The following is a 397-nucleotide window of genomic DNA, read 5'->3' as shown; positions in this document are numbered from 1 at the left end:
GACCTCGCCCCGCACGACGTCGTCGAGTCCCGCACCACCGGCCGCCCGCTCGGCGCCCTGATCCGCCCGGCCGGCCCGCTGCCCGCCGTCTGGCGCACCGGGGAGCCGTCCCTGGAGGACCTCGTCCTCTCCTACCGGCGCCGCCCCACGGCCCCCGCCCTGGCACCCGCGCCCGAGACCACGGAGGCCGCCGCATGACCGCCGCCCTCACCACCCCGGCCGCCCCCGCCGCCGCCCGCGCCCCCCGCCAGTGGCGCTGGCTGGCCCGGCTGCACCGCCCGGCCCTGATCTGCGGCGGCACGCTGGTCCTGCTGACCGCGGCGGCGCTGGTGTGGCTCGGCGGGCCGCTCACGGATGCGTCGGCGGCGGCGTGGAAGGCGTACAACGCCTGTGCGTG

The 397-nt window shown here is 80.6% G+C and carries 2 pseudogenes; both read left to right on the top strand.

Annotation, left to right across the window (positions count from 1 at the left end):
• A pseudogene (locus LPA54_RS41195) lies at positions 1-198 on the top strand (ABC transporter ATP-binding protein); the annotation flags it as partial.
• Positions 195-397, top strand: a pseudogene (locus LPA54_RS41190) (ABC transporter permease); the annotation flags it as partial. The pseudogenes LPA54_RS41195 and LPA54_RS41190, both read left to right, overlap by 4 nt.

Source organism: Streptomyces sp. DH12, from assembly GCF_020873895.1.
GTDB lineage: Bacteria > Actinomycetota > Actinomycetes > Streptomycetales > Streptomycetaceae > Streptomyces.
This window is presented reverse-complemented; position numbering and strand designations above follow the sequence as displayed.